Source organism: Rhodoligotrophos sp. CJ14 (assembly GCF_038811545.1).
Classification (GTDB): domain Bacteria; phylum Pseudomonadota; class Alphaproteobacteria; order Rhizobiales; family Im1; genus Rhodoligotrophos; species Rhodoligotrophos ferricapiens.
Map to the genome: position 1 here is coordinate 533,295 of NZ_CP133319.1, position 20,610 is coordinate 553,904.

General features: G+C 62.3%; 19 protein-coding genes. 8 read left to right on the forward strand and 11 right to left on the reverse strand.

Features of this window, described 5'->3' with window-relative positions; translation table 11 throughout:
* Nucleotides 1-92: 92 nt before the first annotated feature.
* From RCF49_RS02425 to RCF49_RS02440, 4 genes are read right to left on the reverse strand one after another with little or no spacing between them, the layout of a single operon-like run.
* Nucleotides 93-1,232, reverse strand: coding sequence for a DUF4340 domain-containing protein (locus RCF49_RS02425; RefSeq protein WP_342642458.1), 1,140 nt, complete (start codon nt 1,230-1,232; stop codon nt 93-95).
* A complete protein-coding gene (locus tag RCF49_RS02430) occupies nt 1,229-3,187 on the reverse strand; it encodes a Gldg family protein (RefSeq protein WP_342642459.1) in 1,959 nt (652 codons plus the stop codon). The genes RCF49_RS02425 and RCF49_RS02430 overlap by 4 nt, the downstream gene beginning before the upstream one ends.
* 4 nt (nt 3,188-3,191) lie before the next feature.
* Entirely contained in the window at nt 3,192-3,944 is a 753-nt protein-coding gene (locus RCF49_RS02435) for an ABC-2 transporter permease (protein WP_342642460.1), read from the reverse strand.
* The gene (locus RCF49_RS02440) at nt 3,919-4,680 is read right to left on the reverse strand and encodes an ABC transporter ATP-binding protein (RefSeq protein ID WP_342642461.1); all 762 of its coding nucleotides are present in this window, start codon (nt 4,678-4,680) and stop codon (nt 3,919-3,921) included. The genes RCF49_RS02435 and RCF49_RS02440 overlap by 26 nt, the downstream gene beginning before the upstream one ends.
* Nucleotides 4,681-4,959: 279 nt before the next feature.
* Here RCF49_RS02440 and RCF49_RS02445 point away from each other — a divergent pair, with 279 nt between their 5' ends.
* Nucleotides 4,960-5,223 carry an aspartate-semialdehyde dehydrogenase gene (locus RCF49_RS02445; protein ID WP_342642462.1) on the forward strand — a complete coding sequence of 88 codons (264 nt, stop codon included), beginning with the start codon at nt 4,960-4,962 and terminating at the stop codon, nt 5,221-5,223.
* Here RCF49_RS02445 and RCF49_RS02450 read toward each other — a convergent pair whose 3' ends face one another.
* The 4 genes from RCF49_RS02450 to RCF49_RS02465 all read right to left on the reverse strand — a co-directional run bounded on the left by RCF49_RS02450 (nt 5,224) and on the right by RCF49_RS02465 (nt 8,199).
* The gene (locus RCF49_RS02450; RefSeq protein ID WP_342642463.1) at nt 5,224-5,568 is read right to left on the reverse strand and encodes a hypothetical protein; all 345 of its coding nucleotides are present in this window, start codon (nt 5,566-5,568) and stop codon (nt 5,224-5,226) included.
* Nucleotides 5,569-5,706: 138 nt separating this feature from the next.
* Nucleotides 5,707-6,324 (reverse strand): 30S ribosomal protein S4, encoded by a 618-nt coding sequence (gene rpsD / locus RCF49_RS02455; RefSeq protein WP_342642464.1) that lies wholly within the window; start codon nt 6,322-6,324, stop codon nt 5,707-5,709.
* 268 nt (nt 6,325-6,592) lie between these two features.
* The gene (gene murI, locus RCF49_RS02460) at nt 6,593-7,420 is read right to left on the reverse strand and encodes a glutamate racemase (protein ID WP_342642465.1); all 828 of its coding nucleotides are present in this window, start codon (nt 7,418-7,420) and stop codon (nt 6,593-6,595) included.
* Complete coding sequence (locus RCF49_RS02465) at nt 7,417-8,199, reverse strand: RNA methyltransferase (RefSeq protein ID WP_342642466.1); 783 nt, start codon at nt 8,197-8,199, stop codon at nt 7,417-7,419. Before RCF49_RS02465 ends, murI begins: the two co-directional genes overlap by 4 nt.
* Nucleotides 8,200-8,342: 143 nt before the next feature.
* On the opposite strand from RCF49_RS02465, the gene RCF49_RS02470 reads away from it, so the two are divergent.
* Nucleotides 8,343-9,560, forward strand: coding sequence for an NADP-dependent isocitrate dehydrogenase (locus RCF49_RS02470; protein ID WP_342642467.1), 1,218 nt, complete (start codon nt 8,343-8,345; stop codon nt 9,558-9,560).
* Between the two features lie 262 nt (nt 9,561-9,822).
* Nucleotides 9,823-10,032 (forward strand): hypothetical protein, encoded by a 210-nt coding sequence (locus tag RCF49_RS02475; protein ID WP_342642468.1) that lies wholly within the window; start codon nt 9,823-9,825, stop codon nt 10,030-10,032.
* Between the two features lie 47 nt (nt 10,033-10,079).
* On the opposite strand, the gene RCF49_RS02480 is transcribed toward RCF49_RS02475, so the two are convergent.
* Nucleotides 10,080-10,310 carry a hypothetical protein gene (locus tag RCF49_RS02480; protein WP_342642469.1) on the reverse strand — a complete coding sequence of 77 codons (231 nt, stop codon included), beginning with the start codon at nt 10,308-10,310 and terminating at the stop codon, nt 10,080-10,082.
* Nucleotides 10,311-10,373: 63 nt separating this feature from the next.
* Between RCF49_RS02480 and tyrS the strand changes: the two genes are divergently transcribed.
* Complete coding sequence (gene tyrS / locus RCF49_RS02485; protein ID WP_342642470.1) at nt 10,374-11,651, forward strand: tyrosine--tRNA ligase; 1,278 nt, start codon at nt 10,374-10,376, stop codon at nt 11,649-11,651.
* Between the two features lie 123 nt (nt 11,652-11,774).
* Here tyrS and RCF49_RS02490 read toward each other — a convergent pair whose 3' ends face one another.
* The gene (locus tag RCF49_RS02490; RefSeq protein WP_342642471.1) at nt 11,775-15,350 is read right to left on the reverse strand and encodes a YhdP family protein; all 3,576 of its coding nucleotides are present in this window, start codon (nt 15,348-15,350) and stop codon (nt 11,775-11,777) included.
* Between the two features lie 232 nt (nt 15,351-15,582).
* Between RCF49_RS02490 and RCF49_RS02495 the strand changes: the two genes are divergently transcribed.
* The 4 genes from RCF49_RS02495 to RCF49_RS02510 all read left to right on the forward strand — a co-directional run bounded on the left by RCF49_RS02495 (nt 15,583) and on the right by RCF49_RS02510 (nt 19,385).
* Nucleotides 15,583-16,056, forward strand: coding sequence for a peroxiredoxin (locus tag RCF49_RS02495; protein ID WP_342642472.1), 474 nt, complete (start codon nt 15,583-15,585; stop codon nt 16,054-16,056).
* 152 nt (nt 16,057-16,208) lie between these two features.
* Nucleotides 16,209-17,633, forward strand: a complete 1,425-nt coding sequence (locus tag RCF49_RS02500) for a M23 family metallopeptidase (RefSeq protein WP_342642473.1) — start codon at nt 16,209-16,211, stop codon at nt 17,631-17,633.
* On the forward strand, nt 17,587-18,144 hold the full coding sequence (locus tag RCF49_RS02505) for a bactofilin family protein (protein WP_342642474.1): 558 nt from the start codon (nt 17,587-17,589) through the stop codon (nt 18,142-18,144). Before RCF49_RS02500 ends, RCF49_RS02505 begins: the two co-directional genes overlap by 47 nt.
* Before the next feature lie 251 nt (nt 18,145-18,395).
* The gene (locus RCF49_RS02510; RefSeq protein WP_342642475.1) at nt 18,396-19,385 is read left to right on the forward strand and encodes a cyclase family protein; all 990 of its coding nucleotides are present in this window, start codon (nt 18,396-18,398) and stop codon (nt 19,383-19,385) included.
* 48 nt (nt 19,386-19,433) lie between these two features.
* Here the strand turns inward: RCF49_RS02510 and prfB are convergent.
* Nucleotides 19,434-20,556, reverse strand: a protein-coding gene (prfB, locus tag RCF49_RS02515) for a peptide chain release factor 2 (protein ID WP_432807363.1) whose coding sequence is annotated in 2 segments (ribosomal slippage) — nt 19,434-20,486 and nt 20,488-20,556 — 1,122 coding nt in all. Because the reading frame shifts where the segments join, the coding sequence is not laid out codon by codon here.
* Between the last annotated feature and the right edge of the window lie 54 nt (nt 20,557-20,610).

The window sequence follows — 20,610 nt, forward strand, 5'->3', positions numbered from 1 at the left end:
CTCGATAGTCCAAAGCGCGAGGAAGATGCGACTAGCGGAGATCAGCGAAGCGGTCCGGGAGTCTGCCAACCCTGATCTGCGACAGATCCACCCTACTCGGCTTCCGGTTGACCCGGCGTTTGATCCTCATCGGGCGCTTCTTGGTCGCCCATCGGCGCCGCTGGGCTTGCACCGTCAGGCTGCGCCGCCGGCGCCTCTTTCTTCTCCGTAAGCGCCGCAAGCGTTACAAAGAAGGGCCGTGCCGCCGTTTCGCTCAACCGGAACTGCCAGCCCTCGATCCGCTTCTTGAGAGCAGCGGCCGCCTCCTGATTGCTGCCCGGCGCAAGCTGGGCGATGCTCACCCAGTTCGCCTGCCGTTCCCTCGTCAACAGCAGCCTGAGGACTATGCCCTCGGTGGTGGTAAGCTCAACCGTTGAAGCCGGCACGCCCGGTTGCGCTGGCATTTTGCGCACGGCTTCGAAACTGAGCCCGGCAAAATCGGTCGCAGCCAGCATCGCCCCGGAGGGGCTCTTCAGGGTGAGATCAGCGGGCAGGTTCTCGATCGTGAATGATTGCTGGCCATCCCCGCCCTTCACCCGGCTGAGCGTCAGCGGCGGCTGCCCCGCAGGCGTAACCGTTGCCCGCGCGATCTGATCGCGCGTAAGGCCGAGCATGCGGGTATCAACCCACCGGCTGAGCTCGCTCGCGGCACGAAGATCGCCGGAGACGAGCCAGCTCTGCGCCTCATCGGGCGCGCGCACATAGGTGCCGCTGATCCCGACCGCGTCACCGAGCCGCTCAGCGCGCAGCTTGCCGATGATGAGCGATCCCAATGCGGAGCCGTCCTGCCCCTGCAGCGTGACGAGCGTGCCGCCTCCCTCCCCCTCGGGTTTGTCCGGCGCATCGAGGCCGAGCGCGCCATAGCGCTCCGGCCGGTCGGTCTTGGCCTCAAGGCGCTCCAGCTCCGCCAGGCCGATCAGCAGGGCGTTCACACGGGCCGGATCAGCGGGATAGCCGTCCTCGTTCTGCAATCGCCACCCGCTACCCTCGCGCTGCAGGATGAGCGCGCCCGCCTTATCCCTGATCTCGACCTGCGCGATGCTATTGAGCTTTGCGGCAAGACCCGGGAGCATCGCCTCGCCTGCAAGATCCTGCGCCCTCCAGCGGTGATTGCCCATATAGGCTGAGACCGCGGCGGCAAGCGAAAGGATCGCTGCAAGCATCAGCACGATGACAAGCCGCTTGGTGATCATGCGGCCGCCTCCCGCCGTAGGCTGGCCGCCTTGCGCCAGGCGATCCGCCGCCGTCGCCGGACCCAGTACACGATGGCGCCGGCAAGCGCGATCAGGGCTGGAACGAGCGCGATGTTCAGAAGCTTGAGGCCGAGGTCGAGCTGATCGATATCCTCGCGCAACGCCCGCTGCACGTCGCGCAGCTGCTGGCGCAGCGAAATCATCTCTGCCCGCGATTGGGCAAGTGCCTGGCGATCTTCTTCGGACAGAATGACATTGCCCTCGCCCGCCCCCTTTTGCAGGTTGGAGATGCGCGCTTCGACCTGCTGCAGGTTCTGGTTCAACGCTTCCGCGCGCGAGCGGAACCGCGCTTCTGCCTCACGCCGGATCGCCTGGACGAGGCTGAAAGGGCGATCCTGGACACCGCGGCCACGCAGGTCTGCAAGCGCAGATCCGCCCGACAGGCTCTCCAGCGCGTTGAGCACCATATTGGCATTCCCCGCGAGCGGCACCAGGAATTGCGTGCCGAGCAGATCGCGAACATCAGCCCAGAACGAATCATAGAGCATGTCCACATCGGCGATCACGATGGCATTGACGCTGCCGGATTTGAGCTCTGTCTGCTCAGGTTTGGCAGCGCCCGCATCTCCGGAGCTGAGGTCTTGCGAAGAACCTTCGGCCGCCTCGCCATTGGCCCCCTTGGGGATGCCGTCGGGATAGGCCGTCTGAGCTGTGCCCTGCACGCGCATCATCAGCGGCAGGGCCAGATTGCCCGGCGCGAAATCCCGCAGCAGCTGGCTCGGATCAGGCGTACGCACCACAGCGATGGGAAACGCCATGGCATTGGTGCTGGTCTGGATCAGCGGTTCCGCGCGTGGCCCGGCTTTCGCCTCCGGCTGCAAAATTCCCGCCGTTGCGAAGGTGATGCTTTTGATCCCTGCAAAGACCGGATCGGTGCCATCGAATGTCTCGGGCGTCATGTCGAGCCAGACGAGGTAATCCGCAACGCTGGGCCGCGACGGCGTACCGTACTGCACCTGGCGGGCATGGTCCGCATCCCCTGCCACCTGGGCCGGATCAAAACTCACGCCCCAGTGCTTCAGCAGGCTGAGGAACCCGTCATCCGGACCGAATTGCGAGCCCGTAGGCCCCATCACCTCGACCACGGGATCAACAAAGGCGAGAACCGGCTTGCCCGTCAACGCGAACTGGTCGACCGCGCTCAAGAGCTCCGGTGCAAGCCCAGCCGGCTGCACCAGCATGAGCATGTCGACATCCGCCGGGATGGCAGTGGCCGATGTCTCGATCGTCGCCACATCGAAAAAGTCCTTGATCTGATCGACCACTCGCCAGGCCGGCTGCTGCTGGCCCGTCATGGGATTCATGCTCCCCAGCATTGGCACCGTGGTGATCAGCCCGATCTTCGGCCGCTTCACCACGGAAAGCTTGTGTATCAGCCGCGTCAGGTCATATTCGAGGAAGGTCTCGCGATCGAAGGCGAAGAATGGAATGATCTCGCGATCATCCGTCATATTGGTGGCAACGAGGCCGAAATAGCCGAGCTGGTCATTGCTGCCCAGCGGCACGCCCTGAAGCCCCGCAGCGACCGCTTCGTCTTCCGCATCGGTGAACGGCTCGGGATCAATCGTCTGAACGATGATCCGGCCGTTCGACAGCCGCGCATAATGATCGAGCAGCGCGCGCACCCGGTCGAAATAGGCCTGGAAGGTCGGCGCGATCTCGCCCAGCCGTTTGGAGAAATAGAGCCGGACGGTGATCGGCTCCTTGAGGGCGCCCATCTCCGCGCGCGTGCTGTCGGAGATCGTATAGAGCTTGTCCTCGGTCAGATCGAGCCGGGTCAGCGGCAATTCCTGCGAAGCAAAGAGGTTGACGCCGAGCAACGTCAGGAAGGCGAGAATGATCGCGAGGGCGGCGAGCATCCGGCGCGAGGCATGTGTCTGAGTTACGCTCGCCACGACCCTACTCCGCCCTGCCGAGCTCGATAATGACAGCATTGACGAACAGCCAGAAGACGATCAGCGAGGCGACATAGATGAGGTCGGCGGCGCCGATCAGGCCGCGGGTCATATTGCTGAAATGGGTGAGTGCAGAAAGCGAGGCAACCGCAGCGGTCAGCACCTCCGGTGCCCACCCTTGCAGGCTGCCGAGCACGAGATTCGTGCCGCTCATCACGAACAGGAAGCAGACCAGCGCTCCCAAAACGAAGCCGATCACCTGGTTGCGGCTTGCAGCCGACATGGCAGCCCCTATGGCAAGAAAGCCGCCGGCGATGAGGAACGAGCCCAGATAGCCTGCGGCGATCACCCGGTTGTCCGGTTCGCCCAGGATATTGACGGTGATCCAGATCGGCAGGGTGCCAAGCAACGCCAACCCGAGAAAGGCCCAGCCGGCAAGCCACTTGCCGATCACTGCCTCGGCCGTGGATACGGGCAGGGTCATGAGCAGCTCGATCGTGCCCGAGCGCCAGTCCTCCGCCCATAGCCGCATGGCAATCGCCGGCACCAGCAGCAGATAGAGCCAGAGATGATACTGGAAGAAGGGCTCGAGATCCGCGACCCCGCGATCGAAGAACTGGCCCACATAGAATGTGAAGACGCCCGCAAGCGCCACGAAGATCGCAAGAAACACATAAGCGATCGGCGTCGTGAAATAGCCCTTGAGCTCGCGCCGGGCGATGGCGAGCACGTTATGCACGTATCGCCCCCCCGTCATCGGTCATCGTCAGCTTGCGGAAGGCATCATCGAGGCTGACCGCGCTCCCGGCTTGCCCCGGGACTAGCCGCCTGAGCTCATCCGCCGTGCCATCGGCCACCACCCGGCCCCGCGCAATGATGACGGCCCGTGTACAGACCGCGTCCACCTCCTCGAGAATATGGGTGGAGATGATGATCGCCTTGCGGGGCGCCATTTCCGCAATCAGCCGCCGCACCTGGTGCTTCTGGTTGGGGTCAAGCCCGTCTGTCGGCTCATCCAGGATCAGCACCGGCGGGTCATGGAGAATGGCCTGGGCGATGCCCACACGCCGCTTGAACCCCTTGGAGAGGGTTTCGATCGGCTGCTCGGCGACTGTCTCGAGCTCGGTCAGCCCCATGGCGCGATCGAGGGCATGCCGGCGGGCTTGCCCCGTGAGACCGCGAATATCCGCCACGAAGCCGAGAAAAGCATGCGGCGTCATCTCCCCATAGGCAGGCGCGCCTTCCGGCAAATAGCCGAGCGCCCGCTTTGCCGCTTTTGGTGCGCGCGCGACATCATGACCGCAAATGAATGCCTGGCCGGAATCGGGTGGCAGAAACCCGGTCGCCATTTTCATGGTGGTGGATTTGCCGGCGCCATTCGGCCCGAGGAAGCCCAGGACCTCGCCTTCGGCAACGTCGAGGGAAATCCCGTCCACCGCCGTCACATCGGCGAAGCGCTTGACCAGCCTTTGCAGAGAAACAAGAGCCGCCATGACAAACAAAACTGCCCAGCGTCTTGGACCAGGAACCGAGAAACGAGCTTATGGGCCGAGGCGACACGATTCGTAAAGAGGGATACGGGTGCGACCCATTCTCCAATCACCGCCGACTGTTGTTAGCAGCCTCAAAGGAATGCTGCTAAGTTTCTGGAATAGCAAGGGAAATTGAAAGGATCTGCTTGACGATGGGAACGCTTGGGTCGAAATCTTGATTATCCAGAGCACACAGTGAGGACGAATATGGGACCATTGATTCTGGATAGAGAAAGTCTGATGCAGGCTCGCTTGGACGAGCAGCTGCAGCTCACCACTGCAGAGATTCTTTATTATATGCCGGATCATCCGGAGATACTGCAGACCTTTGTCTGGCAGCACTATGATGCAGCCCCCCGATATCCCCGCCTGACGCGCTTTCTGGAATTCTGGCGCACCAGCATCGAGGCGACCCTAGCCGAGGTGCGCGTTGCCCACCAGGTCTGCGCCGGCGCAATTCCCACGCGCTTGCGTCGCGTCAACTATCAATGGCAGGTAAACTGATCAGCTCAGCTTGATCTTCGACTGCTTCCCGCTGCGCTCGACCTCGTAGCAGGCGGTCTCGGCGACCGTCATACCTTGGAATTCGCGCGGCTGCGGCCGGTTGACCAGGGTTTCGACCACCAGCTTGCACTGGTCGAGCGATGGGGTGGCGGCGCCTGTATCGCGCGCAGTCCGCCCCGTCGGATCGGCAAATTCGACCACCGGCACATAGACGACGTCATAGGTCTGATTGGCCACAGTGAGTCGCGGCTGCTGCGGCACATCTGAACTGGTGCTGGTGGTCTGGCAGCCGGCAAGGCCTAGTCCGGCAAGCACGAGCGATGTGGTCAACAGGGGCGCCTTCATTCCGACTTCTGCTCCTCGAGCGATATCATCGAACCCATGACAGCATCATCGCGGCTCTCGGACAATACTGCTTCGAGCAGCCGGCGCTGCGGCGGGAGTGCGCGGGCGGAAGCACAAAGGCTTCCGCCGGATTTCGCATTAGCGTGAGTAGAACTCGACGACCAGATTGGGTTCCATCTGAACCGGATAAGGCACATCCGACAGCGCGGGCACGCGGCTGAGTCGCGCAACGAAGCCCTTCTGGTCGAGCTCGATGTAATCAGGCACATCACGCTCGGCCAGTTGCTGGGCTTCCAGCACCAGCGCCATCTCGCGCGACTTGTCCTTCACCTCGATCACGTCCCCGAGCTTCACCCGATAGCTCGGGATGTTCACCCGGCGACCATTGACCTTCACATGGCCGTGATTGACGAACTGACGGGCGGCGAAGATGGTCGGCACGAACTTGGCGCGATAGACGATCGCATCAAGGCGCCGTTCGAGAAGCCCGATCAGGTTCTCGGAAGTATCACCCTTCATCCGGGCGGCTTCCTGATAGATGGCGTTGAACTGGCGCTCGTTGATCGAGCCGTAATAGCCTTTGAGCTTCTGCTTGGCGCGCAGCTGCTGGCCGAAGTCGGACAGCTTGCCTTTGCGGCGCTGCCCATGCTGGCCCGGGCCATATTCACGCTTGTTGACGGGGCTCTTGGGGCGGCCCCAGATATTCTCGCCCATGCGGCGATCGATCTTGTGCTTCGCCTGAATACGCTTGGTCATTCGAGTCTCCAAATAAAGGCACGATGGCTCGGTGCCATCGCGGATGAAACTCGCCCTCCTCCGCCGATTGTGTCGGCCGACAGATCAACCACCCCAAGCAGAGTGGCAATCACGGGCAAGCAGACGCGCCGGCAGAGAGCGCCGGCCGCGGTGGTGGTGATACAGATATCCCCGGAGCCTGTCAAATACGAGAGATCATCTGCATGCCGACGAGAGCATTTGCGGGCGAAGTCGACGATTTCGCGACCCAAAGAAAAGCGGAAACGCCCTAACTCGCCGGCATCACCATGTGGTTCGCAAACCCCAGCACCGCATAGGCATCGAGCACCCGTTCCGCTACGGGCCGCGCCGTGAGCATGAGGGTCGAGGGCGCAACCGCACCATTGATCTCGCCCGGCTGCCGCCCGCGTTCCGCAAGAACCTGAACCACGCGGCGCGCAATGGCAGGCGCCGGGTCGAGGAAGGTGACCGGCCATGGTGCCATGGCCGTGAGTTCCTCAAGGAGCAGGGGATAATGGGTGCAGCCAAGCGCCACCGTGTCCGTCTGCCGCCCCTTCCGCTTGCGAAACACCGGACGGATCTCCCGCAGGATCTGTCGCCGATCCGGTGCTTTGCCGTAGAGCTTGTCCTCGGCAAGGGCCGCAAGCCCATGTGCCCCGTGCAGGATCACGGTGCAATGGCTGGCATAGGTATCGATCAGCGCCTTGGTATATTCGCGCCGCACCGTACCCGGCGTCGCCAGCACGCCAATGACGCCTGTCTTGGACAGGGCCGCGGCAGGCTTGATCGCCGGCACGGTGCCCACGAACGGAATGTCAGGAAATCGCTCCCGCAGCCGCCAGATGGCGAGGGTGCTGGCAGTGTTGCAGGCGATGACGACGAGATCGGGTCGGCTCTTGGCGATCAAGAGGCTCATGACCGCAAGGATGCGCTCGATCAGCGCCCCCTCTTCCCACGCGCCATAAGGGAAAGCGCCATTATCGGCCGCATAGATGAGATGGGCCTGTGGCAGCGCCTCGGCCACCGCCCGCGCAACGGTGAGACCGCCGGTGCCGCTGTCGAACAGCAGGATGCGCGGGGGTGGGGTCTCGCTCATTCAGCCTCTCCCGCCCCTCTCTTCTCGCGGGTGAGCGATGACACAATGCCATGCAAGGTGCGAACCTCGCGCTCGGTCAGGGCAGCACGGCTGAACAGATTACGCAGGTTTCGGATCATGATCGGCGCCTTCTCTGGTGGATAGAGAAAACCAGAGCGGGTTAAGGCCGTCTCAAGGCGCGTGAAGAAGTTGAGCAGTTCAGCCTTGGTGGCAGGGCGGGTCTCCACCACCTGCAGTCCCTCTTGCCCCGCGGGATCAACCGGGGTTTCTCGCCCCAGGCGCTCCTCGCCCGCTTGCTTGAACCATTCATAGCCGACCAGCAGCACCGCTTGCGCGAGATTGAGCGAGGCAAAGCGGGGATTGACCGGCGCCATCACGATTGCATCCGCTAGCGCCACGTGATCACTTTCGAGCCCTGTGCGCTCGGGCCCGAACAGGATCCCCACGCGCCCGCCCGCAGCCAGCTTTTCGGCCGATGCGCGCGCTGCGGTTTCCGGCGTCAGGATCGGCTTGATCATGTCGCGCCGGCGCGCCGTTGTCGCCAAGACATAGGTGAGGTCGGCGATCGCCTCCTCCACCGTCGCGAATACGCGGGCGCCCTCGATGATCGAGTCCGCCCCCGAGGCATTCCGCCCCGCCTGCGGGTTGGGCCAGCCATCACGCGGCTCAACCAGCCTGAGCTCGCTCAGGCCGAAATTCGCCATGGCGCGCGCGGCAGCTCCGATATTCTCCCCAAGCTGCGGGTGCACGAGAACCACGATCGGCGCGTGAACGGTCATGAACGGGCCTGGATTATCGGTTTCAAGAAGAGGCGGCGTGGCTCAATAGGCGATCCCGCGGGATTGATCAATCCAGCGAGGATGCTTATGAAGACGGCGCAATCGCGCAACTGGCGACACATCAACACCGAGGCCCGAACACGATGGCGAAGATCAAGGTCGAGAACCCGGTCGTCGAACTCGACGGCGACGAGATGACCAGGATCATCTGGCATTTCATCAAGGACAAGCTCATCCTGCCCTATCTCGATATCGACCTCAAATATTACGACCTCGGGATTGAGCACCGGGACGAGACCGACGACCAGGTCACCGTTGATGCAGCCGAGGCGATCAAGCGCTACGGCGTTGGCGTGAAATGCGCGACGATCACGCCGGACGAGGCCCGCGTCGAAGAATTCAAGCTCAAGAAGATGTGGAAGTCGCCCAACGGCACCATCCGCAACATCCTGGGCGGCGTCGTGTTCCGTGAGCCAATCATCTGCTCCAACATCCCGCGCCTCGTGCCCGGCTGGACCCAGCCCATCGTCATCGGCCGCCACGCCTTCGGCGATCAGTACCGCGCGACCGATTTCACCGTGCCCGGCAAGGGTAAGCTGACGATCAAATTCGTGGGCGAGGACGGCAAGGTCATCGAGCACGAGGTCTTCTCCTACCCCGGCGCCGGCGTGGCACTGGCCATGTACAATCTCGACGAGTCCATCCGCGAATTCGCCCGCGCCTCGTTCAATTACGGCCTGATGCGCAAATATCCGGTCTATCTCTCCACCAAGAACACGATCCTCAAGGCCTATGACGGCTGCTTCAAGGATCTGTTCCAGGAGGTGTTCGATGCCGAGTTCAAGGACCGCTTCAAGGAGCTCGGCCTCACCTATGAGCACCGCCTGATTGACGACATGGTCGCCTCCGCCATGAAATGGTCCGGCGGCTATGTCTGGGCCTGCAAGAACTATGACGGCGACGTGCAATCCGACACGGTGGCGCAAGGCTTCGGCTCGCTCGGCCTGATGAGCTCGGTGCTGATGACACCCGACGGCCAGACCGTCGAGGCGGAGGCCGCCCATGGCACGGTCACCCGCCATTACCGGCTGCACCAGCAGGGCAAGGAGACCTCGACCAATTCGACCGCGTCGATCTTCGCCTGGACCCGCGGCCTGAGCCACCGTGCCAAGCTCGACAAGAACGACAAGCTCAACGCCTTTGCGGCAACCTTGGAGAAAGTGACGGTCGACACGATCGAAGCCGGCCACATGACCAAGGATCTCGCCATCTTGGTCGGGCCCGATCAGAAATGGCTCTCGACCACGGGCTTCCTCGATAAGGTGCGCGAGAACCTCGAAGCTGCGATGTCGAAGGCTTAAAGCCCGAACGAGGCAGATTTGAACGAGAAGGGGCCGCACTCTCGCTGCGGCCCCTTTTCTTTGAACATCCTGCGTTTCGCAGCGATCAGCTAAACCCCGGCCCCAGCAGAACCTCCGCTCATACCGAAGCGCGCCGCCGTGGCGGCTCCGCCCGGTGGACGACCCCATCACCGGCCATCTCCGCCGCAACCCCGTTGTTCCCGGAACGAGATCGGCGCGCCGATAAGGCTGGGCACCGCCATATAGGCAGGCTTCAGCTTCGATGGAATCCCATCGAAGCCGAAGCTTTCCGCGAGGCACGACCTCCCCTGAAAGCTTGGCGCTCAAGGCCTGCCGCATGATCGGATTATGCCGCCCGCCACCGCACAACACCCAGCATCTGGGCTCCTGCGACAGGAGCCTGACGGCCCGTACCACCGCGGCAGCGGTGAAGGCCATGGAAGCCGATCACATCGATATGGAAGCGATCTAGACCATTCTGCTCACAGAATGATTGAACCACGTCCGCATGGCGCGTGGTCAGCTCCCGCTCGAGCTGGCCAAGCATGCCGGGCAGCTCCTCGCGCCGGCTGATCCGCAAGGCTGCCTCGGGCCCGCCGCCAGCCGCTCCCGAAAATCGGCCGGATAGGCAACCCTCATCGATGGCCCGCGCGAGGCCACCTTCTCCCCATCGGTGACCACCAGCGCGATATCGATGCCATCGAGGATGGTGCCGCTCACCATGCCCAATGCGGTCAAGGCATTTGCCATAGTCTTCCCCTGTGCTAAGACGCGGCACCTGTTGGAGCCATCGCACACCCCGGCCTCTCTCTCATGACCGAGTCACAGACGACCCAGTTTAAGTCCGATTTTCTTAAAATCCTGCACGAACGCGGTTTTGTCCACCAGTGTTCGGATCTGGCAGGGCTTGATGAGCTGTGCCATGCGGGTCCGGTGACGGCTTATGTGGGCTATGACTGCACCGGCCCCTCTTTGCATGTCGGCCATCTCTTGTCGATCATGATGCTGCGCTGGTTCCAGAAGACCGGTCACCGGCCGATCGTTCTGATGGGCGGCGGAACGACGCGCGTGGGCGATCCCTCCGGCAAGGATGAGAGCCGCAAGATCCTTTCCCTCGAGCAGATCGAGGAGAACAAGGCGAGCCTGCGCGAGGTGTTCAGCCGCTTCTTGACTTTCGGTAGCCACGTGACCGGCAGCGGTAATGATGCGCGCATGGCTGACAATGCGGAATGGCTGGCGCCCCTCAATTATATTGAGTTCCTGCGCGATGTCGGCCGCCATTTCTCGGTCAACCGCATGCTCACCTTCGACTCCGTCAAGCTGCGGCTTGAGCGCGAGCACGAGCTGTCATTCCTGGAGTTCAACTACATGATCCTCCAGGCCTATGACTTCGTCGAGCTGAACCGCCGCTACGACGTGCGCCTGCAGATGGGCGGGTCTGATCAATGGGGCAACATCATCAACGGCATCGATCTCGGCCGCAGGATGGGCGCGCCCCAGCTCTATGCTCTCACCTGCCCGCTCATCACCACCGCCTCCGGCGCCAAGATGGGCAAGACCGCCCAAGGCGCCATGTGGCTCAAGGCGGAGATGCTGAGCCCTTATGAATATTGGCAGTTCTGGCGCAATACCGAGGACGGGGATGTGGTCCGCTTCCTCAAGCTCTTTACTGAACTGCCATTGGAAGAGATCGACCGGCTGGGCGCCCTGCAGGGCCAGGAGATCAACGAGGCGAAGAAGGTCCTGGCGACTGAGGCGACCGCCCTCCTTCATGGGCGCGAGGCAGCTGATCAGGCGGCCGAAACTGCCCGTCAGGCTTTCGAGGCCGGCATTGCCGCAGCCGAAGGTCTGCCGAGCATTGAAGTCCCCCGTGCCGAGCTCGAAGCCGGTATCGGTGTATTGACCGCCGCCGTCCGCGCGAGCCTCGTTGCCTCCAATTCCGAGGCACGCCGGGCCATCGCCAACCGCGCCATCCGCGTGGATGACGTGGTCATCGAGGATGAGAAGGCAATCGTCAGGCTTGCGGATGGCGCCGAGACGGTCAAGGTTTCCATGGGCCGGAAGCGGCACGTCTTGCTGAAGCCGGTCTGAGCAGCCTCCCAGAGCGCTTAGCGCATTTTCGAGCGAAGTCGCATACCGGTTTCGCGTGAAGACAATGCGACCAAGCAAGACCTTGAGACGCGGTTTCGCGATACAACGAAAGGCGGAAACGCTCTAACGCTCGAAGCTCCGCGGACGTCTCGGCTGCTGGGATTGCGCTGGCGGGGGCTGTCCGCCCTGCGCCCGTGGCGTTGCTCTGGGGCCAGGCGGTGCCGGATAGGCCTGCGGCGGCCTCTGGGGTGCTGCGCGTCCCGTATTGCCCTGGAACTCGAAGATCTTGCGCAGGAATCCCGGTGCCAGGGCGGAGATCGGGTTGAACAGCACCTGCGGCTTGTCCGTCGTACCGCGAATGGCGAAGGTCACGCCGAAAATGCCCTGGCCCTTGCCGCCCATGAGCATTTCGCCGAGCACCGGCACCGAACTCAGGATCGAGTTGAGCGCATAGGCCGGGATGATCGTGCCGCCGATATCGAGCACTTTACCTGGCTTGCGAATGACCCCGCTGGCGGTCGCCCCAAGCGCCGGCCCTTGCAGCAGCGTATCGCCAACCGTCATACCGCTCGCATCGACCGAAAATGGCATATTGAGGCTCGAGAACATCATCGTGCCCGGTCGCTGCTGAGCCTGGCGGGGATTGAGCCGGATGGGATTGCCCTTCTCATCGAACTGCAGGGCCGGCTCGTCCATGACCTCAAAATTCTGAAGCCTGAGCAGCGCATTGTCGAGGTCAGCCGACCCCACCGGCCCCAGCAACCCGCTGAAGGAAAGCCGCCCGCCCCGCACCCTCGAATAGAGATCGGTCGCTCTGAGCACCGCACCGCCATTCTCACTGCCCGCGGTCAGCTGCCGCCTGCCTTGCGCCACGGGCTCGATGGTCATGGCGAAAGGTGCCCCGTCATTGAACCGGCCATTGAGCTTGAGCGCCAGAATGCCCCGCTCCGTCGCACGACCGCTGAAATCCACATTCACAAGGCGCTCGTTGCGGAAGCCGATCACGCTGGCGATCTTGCCCTTCATTTCGCTGATCTGCGGCTTCAGATTGTGCTTGGGCTTTTCCTCGAACAGGCCTTCGATCATCGGCCGGGCATCGAAGCTGCTGCCATTGACGGTGACCTCCAGGCGCTTCTCATCCAGCCGATTGATCACCAGCGACAGATCATTGCCTTGCCCGAGCCGCACCACCGGCAGGTTCGACCGCTGCACATCCCCCCGCCCATTGACGGTGAAATCGCCGCGCACCTCGAGATCGGTCCCCGTCAGAGCGAAGTCGCGGACATCGAGCGCCCCATCCTCTGCCATGGTGACCGTCATGGTCGCATGGGTCTTCGCGGCGGGTGGTCGCCGCCAGTCGATCCCCTGCACCATCAGCGTGGCCTTGCTGAGATCGGCCTCGACCTGTGCCCCGGTCACCTGATCCTTGGAAAGATCAACCTTCACGGTGAGATCCATGGCCCCCTGGACCAGATCATTGATCTCCATGCCGAGCCGCTCGCGGTCTCGCTCGTTCAGCGTGGCCCGTGCCGTGACCTGTCGCTCATCCGGCGTATTGTTGACGAAGGACATCCGCCAATCCAGGGCGCTCTTGACGCCATTGAGCATGACGCTGCCGCTCCCCTCAGCGCCCTGCATTGTGACGCTCAGATCGAAATTGCCGCCATCAATGCTGATATCATTCAATGCCTTGGGCAGGCTGATGTCGCGTATCGCGGCGCGGGCATCGAGGCTCACCTGGTCGGCACTCATTGTTTCGCTGAACGGTAGCTCGAAGGCCACCCGCCCTTCCACCGTCCCCCCGAGTTCGCCCAGCTTGAGCCCCGCCTTGCTGATGAACTGCAGCGGTGGCTGATCGACCAGTTCGATGAAACCGCGCGCCGGCCCCCGGATGGCAAGCTGAAAGGCGCCGCGGGTGCCGTCGACCATGAGATTTTTCACCTTCATGGTGCCGGTCGCGAGCTCGACCGACAGGCCGGATGGCATGGTGACCACCCCATTATCCAACTGCAAGTCGAAACTGTCACCGCGCAGCACGCCAGCACCGGTTGCATGACGTATCGGCGGAAGGTCGCCGTAATAGCGGGTATCAACGCCCGCCAAGGTGAAATTGAAGGTGATGTTCTCATCCGGAATGGGCTGGCCGGCCAGCGCATCGGTGATGACCTGCCCCGGCAGGTCCACGATCATCTCGCCATCGGTGATCACCCCGGTCGAGACATGCTCGTTGATCCAGTTCCGCGCACCCTGTGCGGCCATTGGCGGCCAGAGCTTCTTGAGCATTTCAAGCGGGACCTGGGTGAGCCGAGCAGCGAACCGCACCGCCACCGCCTCTGCGCTTTCGGTGAACGTGCCGCGCAGCCGCACGCCCGCATTGCCAGCCCTCAGCACGAGATCCTCAACCTCGAGCGCGCCCCGATCGAGCGCAGCCGTTCCGCTGAAATCGACATTGTCGATCGTCAAGGCATCTGAGATCGTGCCCGTGGTATCGAGGCTGATGCTGTGGGCTTTCAGGTTGAGGCGCAGCGCGCTGATCCGGCCGTCCGCCGCCTGCACCGGTCGGATCGCGCCATTGAGCTTGGCTTGGGACCCGCCCACATAAAACGCAGAATCACCGATGACGATGTCCCCGGTATCGGGCGCGAAGGACAGCCTCAGCACCCCCTCATCCACCAGGATCGGCCGGGAGATGAAGCCGGGAAAGCCGACATAGCCCGCACCGGCGCTGAACACCGCATCAGCCCGCAAGACCCGCCCGTCTCCGGTCATTTCGAAACGTGCGTCACCCGAGAGCGGAACCTTGACCTCCGCAAGCTCTGACAGTGAGAAGATCTGGCCGGACAGATCCGCCGGCACGAGATCCTGGATGCTCGCCTGCGCCACGACCCGCTCCTGCGGCTCGTCATAGCTCGCCACCACATTGAGCTTCCAAGGGATTCGGCCGCTGGCCACATCCGCATTGGCAATCAGCTTGAGTCCCGCGGCCTCGCGCTGAAAATTGAGATTGACCTCCGGCATGTCCCAGGTCGCCTCGTTGATGGCATCGAACAACGAGACCCGGGCATTGCTGATGATGATTGCCTCGAGCGAGGACGCGGCGGTCTCACCGGCATCGGGCGGCGAGAGCAGCTCCTTGTTGATGAAGCTCAACAATCCAGGCGCGAGCTGGCGGGCATCGCTCTTGCTTTCGGTGGCGGTGACCTGAGCCATGCCGGTCCTTCCGGCCGGGCCATGCTCACTGCGCGCCCGGGGCAGGGCGAACTCATCATCGGGCGCTGGTGCATCCCCCACTCCCAGCGCGATACTGCCGTCGAGCGATCGGCGCACCAGAATATGGGGCCCGATCAATTCGAGCTTGCGCACCACGATTCGCCCATGAAGCAGAGCCGAGCCATCGAGCCCGAGCGAGGCCCGCGGCGCCTGGGCGAGCAGCTGTCCTTGCGGATTGGTGAGTCGCACGTCTCGCAGGCGTATACGCGGACGCCCCGTTTCGCCCACCCGCTCGATGATCGCGTCGGTGAGCGCGATCCGCATGCCTGTGAGATTGGAATTGATGAGCGCCTCGATCGGCGCGCTCATGAAGCCGAGCGAGATCGGTCCCAGGCTCAATCGCCAGAAGATGACGGCTGCGGCCAGGGCCAGACACAGCACTGTGCCGCCGAGCGAGAGCAGCCCTATTCTGGTTATGCGCTTGCCCAATTCACAGTATCTATGGCTAGCGTAGTGTCACGAGCGTCTATGTTCCGTGATCGTAAGTCTACGAGGAACCGAGCTCGGCAGACCAACAGACGAGAACAAGCGGCCCGTCCAATACATATCGACATGACGCCCTCCACGCGCGGCTTAAATTAATTTACCGGCGCCCGAAGAGCGTGCACAACCTCGAAAACGGGTCTCTTCCATCATTTAAAAGCGACGAAAGGATGGCGCTGTGCAACACGAGTTGAAGGAAGGCTCTGCCGCTCCTCGGTTTTCCCTCGCCCGCGATGATGGCACTGTGGTCACACTGGATAGCTATGCGGGCCGGAAGCTCGTTCTCTACTTTTATCCGCGGGATGATACAGCCGGCTGTACCCGGGAGGCGATCGAATTCAACGCGGCGCGTCAGGCCTTTGCCGATGCGGGTGCAGCGATTCTCGGCGTCTCCGCCGATTCGGCCGAGAGCCACGAGAAGTTCAAGCGCAAGCATGGCCTCAGCATCCCCCTCGCCTCCGACCTCGATCAGTCGATCTTAGAAGCCTATGGCGTTTGGCGTGAAAAAAGCATGTATGGTCGTAAGTTCATGGGAATCGAGCGCAGTACTTTTCTGATCGATCAATCGGGACACATCGCGAAGATCTGGCGCAAGGTGAAGCTGGACGGCCATGTTGCTGCAGTTCTATCGGCGTGTCAGGCACTCGACTGAACAGCATGGACAACACTTCGGCGCAGGCGGATTTTGTTCGCAAGCACAGCTCTCAGAACGATTGACGGAGGCACCCCGCGAGGTGCAGAAAGGATTGATATAGCGCCCTGGTTGTAGGGTGGTGACGAGGAAGACGGTCCTGGATACAGCGGATGGACGGCCGCCTGCATTCGATAAAGCCCACCACAGGTTTGGCAGACGCCCTTCGTCGAACCTTTCGGGCTCGGCAGATCTATGTCCGGACCGAGGGAGATATCCGCTTTTTCGTGATCTCGCCGACCGCCCAGGCCGTGATCTCGGTCCTTGGCTTGGGCCTTCTGTTCTGGTTTGCCTATGCAACGGTGAACGTGGCCTTCAAGGACCAGATCATCGCGCTCAACCGCAAGCACCTGGCCGAGGTCAAGCACGCCTACGAATCGCGCCTTTCCGAGATGCGCGACGCCGTCGAGGCGCTCAATGCCCGCCTGCTGCTGGATCAGGACGCTTACCTCTCCAAGGTCGATGATCTCCGTCTCCATTATGAATCGCTCCTATCGCGCCAAGAGCGATTGGAGACCTATTTTTTTCAAGGCTGGCAGCCGACCGTGCCCCTGGGCGAGCTGGCAACCGAAGCACCAGCGCCTCCCGAGGAATTACGGGAAGAGCCTCACGGGCAGAGCGGTGGCAAGCCCACCACCGAGCCGGAATCATCGCAGGAAAATTCGGCACCGAGCCAGCCTGCCCGGCGCGACCGGACCCCGGTTGCCAAACCGAATTCAAAGCCCAAGGATCAGGGCAGTCTCAGGCCAGGCTCCATGCTTGACCGCTATCGCGAGCCATTCGAGACGGCAGACGAGGCCATGCGGCCGCTGACGGATATTGGCGACTTGTCCTCGTCTCTCGACCACCGTCAGGGGAATTTTGTGACAGCCCTTGAACGGCAGGTCCTCGACAACATCACGATCTTGAAAGGGTCCATGAAGAGGATGGGACTTTCCCCGAAGCTGGTCGAGCGAGCCCAATCTCCCCCCGAAAATGCGATCGGTGGCCCTTTCATTCCCGCCCCCGTCACCTATCCCGGTGATTCCATGCTCGCCCGCCTTGAGGAACTCGAGGTGCAGCGTGGTTATGGCCTGGAGCTCCGCGAGGCTGTTCTGTCCCTGCCGATCTGGCTGCCCCTTGCAACCTCCCGCGTGACCAGTGGATTCGGTCTGCGTCGGGACCCGTTCCGGAGGCGGCTGGCGCTTCACAGCGGCATTGATCTGAAGTCACACTATGGCGCGCCTGTGCGGGCAACCGCCGCGGGCATTGTCATGGAGGCGCAATGGATGGCCGGATATGGCAAGATGGTGGCGATCCACCATGACAAGGGCCTGTCCACCCGATATGCTCATCTGAGCACCATATCCGTGGTTCCTGGGCAGCGCGTGGTTAAGGGGTTGATCATCGGGCGCCTTGGCAACACGGGCCGGAGCACTGGAGCCCATCTACACTATGAGACACGCGTGAATGGACGCGCAGTTGACCCCAAACGCTTCTGGCAGGCGAGGAATGATCTTCAAAAGCAGGAACAAGCAGGACAATCTCGCGGCCAGTAATGAGAGCGAACGGGTGAAGGTCGGGCGTCGCGCAGGTCCGAGTATCATCACCACCGACGTTGTCATTGAGGGCAAGCTGATCACCGGGGGTGAGTTGCAGATCGACGGCACCATCCACGGCGACGTGCGCGCCGCAAGCGTGGTCGTCGACAGTCAAGGCGCCGTTCATGGCGAGGTCGTCGCCGAGGAAATCGTGGTCAGGGGCCGCATCATCGGCCCGCTCCACGCCATTCACGTCCATATCTTCGCCGGCGCCCATGTGGAGGGCGATATCACGCACGAGACGATCTCGATTGAGAACGGCGCCTTCGTGCAGGGCAATATGCGCCGCGCCGAGGATCCGGTCGATATCGGCAATGTTGCAGCCCTGGAGGATGAGCAATATTTCCCCGAAGCGCTCGACCATTCCGCAGGCGCACAGCTCTTCGATGGCCGCGCCTTCGAGACCTCCCCTGAGGATCAGACCGCACAGGAGCGGCCCCGCCTGCCCGGCACCGATACCGGTCGCTGAGCATTTTCGAGCGAAGTGGATACCGGCTCCCCGTAAAGAAAATGCGATCAAGCAAGGACGCGAGAAGTGGTTTCTGGAACGCGGGCGTCTAATATCCGCCAGCATTCCCCATCGCGAAAGCGAGCAACACGACAGCCCCGATCCGGGTCCTCATTTCTGCACCACCCCGTTCCGCACGTTGACTGCTGAACAGCCCGCTTTCTACACTTGCTGGTCTTCACCAATAATGACCAGATCTGGAAGGAAAGCGCATGTTTACTTGGCGGAACGGCTCTGCTGCAGCTGTCATCGGGGCGCTGGCGACCTTATCGCCGGTTGAAGCGGAAGAGCGCGCTTGGTTCCCCTCGAAATGGGGGGCTCAGGATACGCTGGGCGCCGTGAACTACTTGAAGCCCCAGCACATCAAGGACGCGGCGGGTCTGATCACGCGGGGAAAGGCCCAACCCCTCGGCATTGTTACGAGCCGCAAGACGCCGGCCTTCCCGCCGCGCGGCTTCGACATCCTCGTCGTGCAGCCAAACCAGGTTGGTGACGCCTCACTGGGGCCCACCAAGATGGTCTATAATGACGACATTCTACATACTTGGGTTGGCATAGGCAGCCAGCTTGATGGCCTCGGCCATGTCGGCATTGATCACAAATACTACAATGGCGTTCCCGCCACGGAATTCACCAAGCCCGAAGGTCTGACGCGCTTCGGCGTGGAGAATGTGCCCCCGATCGTCACCCGTGGCATCGTCCTCGATATTGCCCGCCTCAAAGGCGTTCCCATGATGCAGGAAGGTCAGGGCATTTCGGCAGAAGACATCCGAGCCGCGGAAGAGCGGCAGAACGTCACCATTCGCGAGGGCGACGTCGTGCTTCTTCACACCGGCTGGCTCGATATCATCGAGAGCGAACCCGAGCGTTTCGGCAAGGTCGAGCCGGGTCTTTCCCTGAGCGGTGCCCGCTATCTCGTGGAGAAGGGGGTGGTGGCCATTGGGGCCGACAATTGGGCGCTCGAAGTGATGCCCTTCGAGAAAGACACCGGCGTCTTCGAAGTTCACCAATATCTCCTGGCGCGGAACGGCACCTACATTCTTGAGAACATGAACACCAAGCCCCTCGTCGAGGACAAGGTGAGCGAGTTCATGTTCGTGCTGGGTGCGCCGCGCTTTGCGGGGGTCCGTCCAGGCCGTGATCAATCCCGTAGCGCTCTACTGATCGGTTTCGCGATTCAAAGGAAAGCGGAAACGCTCTAAGCCTCACGTGCATGGCGAGCATCCTCGCCCGTGAGGCGATGCGGCGGCCTACTCCGCCGCCGCCTGTTGACTGCCATGAACCCGCTGGGCCAAGGCAGCCTCGAGGAAATCGTCGATTTTGCCATCGAGCACCCCGGCCGTATCGCTGGTCTCGACCCCCGTCCGCAGATCTTTCACCATCTGATAGGGCTGCAGCACATAGGAGCGAATCTGATGACCCCAGCCCACATCGGTCTTCTGAGCATTCTGGGCATTGGCTGCTTCCTCCCGCCGCTGCAGCTCGGCCTCATAGAGGCGCGCCCGCAGCATCTGCCAGGCGGTCGCCCGGTTCTTGTGCTGTGAACGCTCCATCTGGCACTGCACCACGATTCCCGTGGGAATATGGGTGATGCGGACTGCGCTGTCCGTCGTGTTCACGTGCTGCCCGCCCGCACCCGATGCCCGATAGGTATCGATACGGCAGTCGCTCTCGTTGACTTCGATCTCGATCGTATCGTCGATCACGGGATAGACGCCAACCGAGGCAAAGGAGGTATGCCGCCGCGCGTTGGAGTCGAAGGGTGAAATCCGCACCAGCCGGTGCACACCTGATTCCGACTTCAGCCAGCCATAGGCATTATGGCCCTTGATCTGGAACGTCGCGGATTTGAGCCCCGCCTCTTCGCCGGGATGGGCTTCGACGGTCTCCACCTTGAAGCCATGCGCTTCCGCATATCGCAGATACATGCGGGCGAGCATCTCGGTCCAGTCTTGGCTTTCGGTGCCTCCCGCACCCGAATGAACCTCGAGATAGCAATCATTGTGGTCCGCCTCGCCCGAGAGCAGCGTCTCGATCTGGCGCTTTGCAACCTCGTCGCGCAACCCGGCGAGCGCCTGCTCCGCATCCGCTGTGACGGTTGCATCGCCCTCCTCCTCGCCAAGGGCGATCAGCTCCACATTATCGCTCAGGGATTGCTCCAGCCCGCGCACGGCCTTGATCTGGTCGTCGAGCTGCTGGCGCTCGCGCATCAAGGCCTGCGCCCGCTGAGGATCATCCCAGAGCTTGGGATCCTCGGCCGCGGCGTTGAGCTCATCGAGCCGTCTTAGTGATGCATCCCAGTCAAAGATGCCTCCTTAGCAGTGCCAAGGACTGCTGGATTTCATCGACCAGTTTCTGTATTTCGGCGCGCATGACGTCCGTTGAACCCTATCCGCTGAGGTGAGTGTCTGTCTGCGCTTACATAGG

What these genes read in the sequence shown, in the direction of transcription:
- RCF49_RS02425 (WP_342642458.1), bottom strand. Translation starts at nt 1,232, where the DNA reads ATGATCACCAAGCGGCTTGTCATCGTGCTGATGCTTGCAGCGATCCTT.
- RCF49_RS02435 (WP_342642460.1), bottom strand. Translation starts at nt 3,944, where the DNA reads ATGACGGGGGGGCGATACGTGCATAACGTGCTCGCCATCGCCCGGCGC.
- RCF49_RS02440 (WP_342642461.1), bottom strand. Translation starts at nt 4,680, where the DNA reads ATGGCGGCTCTTGTTTCTCTGCAAAGGCTGGTCAAGCGCTTCGCCGAT.
- RCF49_RS02445 (WP_342642462.1), top strand. Translation starts at nt 4,960, where the DNA reads ATGCAGGCTCGCTTGGACGAGCAGCTGCAGCTCACCACTGCAGAGATT.
- RCF49_RS02450 (WP_342642463.1), bottom strand. Translation starts at nt 5,568, where the DNA reads ATGAAGGCGCCCCTGTTGACCACATCGCTCGTGCTTGCCGGACTAGGC.
- rpsD (WP_342642464.1), bottom strand. Translation starts at nt 6,324, where the DNA reads ATGACCAAGCGTATTCAGGCGAAGCACAAGATCGATCGCCGCATGGGC.
- murI (WP_342642465.1), bottom strand. Translation starts at nt 7,420, where the DNA reads ATGAGCGAGACCCCACCCCCGCGCATCCTGCTGTTCGACAGCGGCACC.
- RCF49_RS02465 (WP_342642466.1), bottom strand. Translation starts at nt 8,199, where the DNA reads ATGACCGTTCACGCGCCGATCGTGGTTCTCGTGCACCCGCAGCTTGGG.
- RCF49_RS02470 (WP_342642467.1), top strand. Translation starts at nt 8,343, where the DNA reads ATGGCGAAGATCAAGGTCGAGAACCCGGTCGTCGAACTCGACGGCGAC.
- RCF49_RS02475 (WP_342642468.1), top strand. Translation starts at nt 9,823, where the DNA reads ATGGAATCCCATCGAAGCCGAAGCTTTCCGCGAGGCACGACCTCCCCT.
- RCF49_RS02480 (WP_342642469.1), bottom strand. Translation starts at nt 10,310, where the DNA reads ATGGCAAATGCCTTGACCGCATTGGGCATGGTGAGCGGCACCATCCTC.
- tyrS (WP_342642470.1), top strand. Translation starts at nt 10,374, where the DNA reads ATGACCGAGTCACAGACGACCCAGTTTAAGTCCGATTTTCTTAAAATC.
- RCF49_RS02500 (WP_342642473.1), top strand. Translation starts at nt 16,209, where the DNA reads ATGGACGGCCGCCTGCATTCGATAAAGCCCACCACAGGTTTGGCAGAC.
- RCF49_RS02505 (WP_342642474.1), top strand. Translation starts at nt 17,587, where the DNA reads ATGATCTTCAAAAGCAGGAACAAGCAGGACAATCTCGCGGCCAGTAAT.
- RCF49_RS02510 (WP_342642475.1), top strand. Translation starts at nt 18,396, where the DNA reads ATGTTTACTTGGCGGAACGGCTCTGCTGCAGCTGTCATCGGGGCGCTG.